Raw genomic sequence first — 3,530 nt, forward strand, 5'->3', positions numbered from 1 at the left:
GAATACCACCCGAAACCGCCCCCAATGCGTTCGCCGGAGCGTCTTCATGTCGAGGCGGAGTGGCCGAGGCGGCGTCGGACCACCGCGACGACGCCACGGAAGTCCTCGCGCCCATCCGCCCAGGTGACGCGGAGCGTCGTCCAGCCGCGCGCCTGGCCGTAGCGGTCCCGGCGGGCGTCGCGCGCCTGCTGCTCCCGCGTGCGGTGCCCCGCACCGTCGTACTGCAGGGCCAGGCGGACGTGGCGGTAGGCGAGGTCGGCCACGGGGGAGAAGGGGTCCTCGGGTTCGAGCGCGGCCTGCAGCTCCGGCTCCGGCAGCCCGCCGGCCACGAGGGCGAGGCGCAGGCGGGTCTCGGGCGGCGAGTCCGCCCCGACGCGAACGGAATCCAGCGCCTCCCGGGCGGCCGGGCGGCCGTGGAAGCGTCCGGACGCGTGCAGCGCCGACCGCAGCGCGGCGATCGTGGTGGCCGGATCCGTCCGGCCCGCGGGCGTCCACGGGTGCCGGACGGCGTGGTCCCCGGCGGCCACGAGGTCCTCGAACGTCCATGGGGGAGTCAGGGAGCACAGGTCCAGCCAGATGCGATCGACCGTGGTGACGCGCAGGCCGTGCACGTGCGTGACGAACTCGGGCGCCAGCGGCCGCCGGTGGTCCATCAGCCCGGCCCGCCGGACGCGTCGTGTCCCCCGGGCCACGGTGAGGTGCACCGGCGGGCCGGCCTCGAGCTCGCCGGTCGCCGGGTCGCGCCGCCGCCAGGCTCGCGCGGGCATCGGCAGGCCGTGCAGGTGGGCCGCGGTCTCGTGGGAGAGGACGGCATCCGGGCGTCGGCGCAGGAGCGCGGCGAGGTGATCGGGGGAGAAGCCGTGCCCGGGCTCGGGCAGGCCCAGGTCGGCCCAGCCCGTGCCAGGGCGTGCCCGCTGCCGGTGGAAGCCCTGTCCGACCCGCTCCAGGTCCGACCGGCGGGCGCGGTCGGGCGGCAGCCCCAGTCGGGCCAGGTCCGTGGCCAACAGGACGGCGGGCTGGTCGGGCGGCAGAGGAATGACGACGCGCGGCATGCACCCATCGGACGACGCCGGCGAGGCGCCCGGGGCGCGCTGGCCGCGGCACGGGGATGACGCGCGGGGCGGGCGCTGCTGTGCAGGAGCCGACGGCCCGCGCCGCGCGCCGCCGTCGTCGTCTTCCCGCCCCCGGACCGCCGGGGAGTTCCGGGGGCGATACTGGGCGTTATCCCGGCGGGATACCACCGGGAATCGCCCCCCAACGCGGCGGGGAACGGGGAGGGAAGGGTCGCGGGCCGGGGACCGGGTGCGCCGGGTCAGTTCGCGTGCAGCGCCGCGTTCAGTTCGACGGTCCGGCCGGCGCGGGGGAGGGCCTCGACCCCGCCCGTGGTGGAGTTGCGGCGGAACAGCAGGTTCGGCACGCCGGAGAGGTCCACGGCCTTCACGGTGTGCGCCGCCTCGCCGTCCTGCAGCACGCTCACGCGCGTGCCCGCGGTGACGTACAGACCGGCCTCGACCACGCAGTCGTCGCCGACGGAGATGCCCACGCCGGAGTTCGCGCCGAGCAGCACGTGCTCGCCGATCACGATCCGCTGGGTGCCGCCGCCGGAGAGCGTGCCCATGATGGACGCGCCGCCTCCGACGTCGGACCCGTCGCCCACCACGACGCCGGCCGAGATCCGGCCCTCGACCATCGAGTTCCCCAGGGTGCCCGCGTTGAAGTTCACGAAGCCCTCGTGCATCACGGTCGTCCCCTCGGCCAGGTGGGCGCCCAGGCGCACCCGGTCCGCGTCGCCGATGCGTACCCCGGAGGGCACGACGTAGTCCGTCATGCGCGGGAACTTGTCCACGCCGTACACCTGCACGGCGCCGCGGGCACGCAGCTTCGCCCGCGTCAGCTCGAAGTCGGCGACCGCGCAGGGTCCGTGGTTCGTCCACACCACGTTGGTGAGCAGCCCGAAGACGCCGTCGAGGTTGAGCTCGTTCGGCCGCGCCAGGCGGTGCGAGAGGGCGTGCAGGCGCAGCCACGCGTCCGCGGTGGAGGCCGGGGCGGCGTCCAGGTCGACCTCCAGCTCGACGACGGCCTGCGTGGTTCCGCGGTCCGCGTCGTCCGCGGCGAGGGCGCGCAGGGTGTCGCGCAGCGAGGCGTCCGCGGCGGAGAGCGGACCGGTCACGGGGGCGGGGAACCACACGTCCAGGACGGCGCCGTCGGCGGCCGTGGTGGCCAGGCCGTGGCCGGAGACGAGACGGGGGGAGGGCTGCTGTGCAGCGGTCTGGGTCATGCGCCTCAGCCTAATGAGCGGCCGGGGCACGCTGCGGGGCGACGGGAGGCGCGTCCGTAGACTGGACGCATGAGTCTCACCCCCGTGCCCCTGCCCGACCTCGCCGATCCGGACCTCGACGTCGCGGCGCTCACCGCCACCCTGCTGGACGTGCGCTCCGTCTCGGGGGAGGAGGGGCCGCTGGCCTACGCCGTCGAGCAGGCCCTGCGCGCCCTCGGCGGCCTCGAGGTGCGGCGGTTCGGCGACGCCGTCGTCGCCCGCACCGCTCTGGGGCGGCCGACCCGCGTGATCCTGGCCGGGCACCTGGACACGGTGCCCCTGCCCACCGTGCCGGGCTCGCGCGGGACCGTGCCCTCGGCGTGGGACGGGGACGTGCTGTACGGCCGCGGGGCCGTGGACATGAAGTCCGGCGTCGCCGTGCAGCTGGCCCTGGCCGGCCGCTTCGGCCGCGCGGACGGCCCGACCCCCGTGCACGACGTCACGTGGGTGTTCTACGACCACGAGGAGGTCTCCTCGGACCTGTCGGGCCTCGCCCGCGTGGCCCGCCAGGCCCCCGAGCTGCTGGAGGGCGACTTCGCGGTGCTGCTCGAGCCGACCGACGGCGTCGTGGAGGGCGGCTGCAACGGCACGTGCCGGTACCGCGTCACCTTCCCCGGTGTCGCGGCGCACTCGGGCCGCGCCTGGCGTGGCGACAACGCGATCCACAAGCTGGCCCCCGTGCTCACCGCCCTGGCGGCGTACGTGCCGGCCACGGTCACGGTGGAGGGCCTGGAGTACCGGGAGGGGCTGCACGCGATCCGCGTGGCCGGCGGCGTCGCGGGCAACGTCATCCCGGACGAGGCGTCCGTGGACCTGAACTACCGGTTCGCTCCGGACAAGACCCTCGAGCAGGCCCACGCGCACGTCCGCGCGGTGCTGGAGGGGGCCGGTGTGGACTGGGATGCCCAGGTGCGGATCGACGACGCCTCGCCCGCCGCCCGCCCCGGTCTGGACCGGCCGGCCGCCGCCGCGTTCGTCGCCGCCGTCGGGGGAGAGCCCCAGCCCAAGTACGGGTGGACGGACGTGGCGCGGTTCTCGCAGCTGGGCGTGCCCGCGGTCAACTTCGGCCCCGGTGACGCCCTCCTGGCCCACACGGATGACGAGCACGTGCCCCGCGAGGCGGTCCACGCGTGCCTCGCGGCGCTCGCGGCCTGGCTGGCCGGCTGACCCGACGACGTCGGCCGCCCCCGTCGGCCGGTGCCAGCCGCCCGAC

The 3,530-nt window shown here is 76.2% G+C and carries 3 protein-coding genes; 1 reads left to right on the plus strand and 2 read right to left on the minus strand.

Translation table 11 applies throughout. The features are described 5' to 3' along the window. Positions 1 to 44: 44 nt before the first annotated feature. The gene (locus SJ20_RS06810) at positions 45 to 1,052 is read right to left on the minus strand and encodes a DUF559 domain-containing protein (protein ID WP_044659399.1); all 1,008 of its coding nucleotides are present in this window, start codon (positions 1,050 to 1,052) and stop codon (positions 45 to 47) included. Positions 1,053 to 1,312: 260 nt separating this feature from the next. Next, positions 1,313 to 2,278, minus strand: a complete 966-nt coding sequence (gene dapD / locus SJ20_RS06815; protein ID WP_044659400.1) for a 2,3,4,5-tetrahydropyridine-2,6-dicarboxylate N-succinyltransferase — start codon at positions 2,276 to 2,278, stop codon at positions 1,313 to 1,315. 69 nt (positions 2,279 to 2,347) lie between these two features. Between dapD and dapE the strand changes: the two genes are divergently transcribed. After that, a complete protein-coding gene (gene dapE, locus SJ20_RS06820) occupies positions 2,348 to 3,484 on the plus strand; it encodes a succinyl-diaminopimelate desuccinylase (RefSeq protein WP_044659401.1) in 1,137 nt (378 codons plus the stop codon). The last annotated feature ends 46 nt before the right edge of the window (positions 3,485 to 3,530 follow it).

It is taken from the genome of Micrococcus sp. MS-ASIII-49, assembly GCF_000946635.1.
GTDB lineage: Bacteria > Actinomycetota > Actinomycetes > Actinomycetales > Micrococcaceae > Micrococcus > Micrococcus luteus.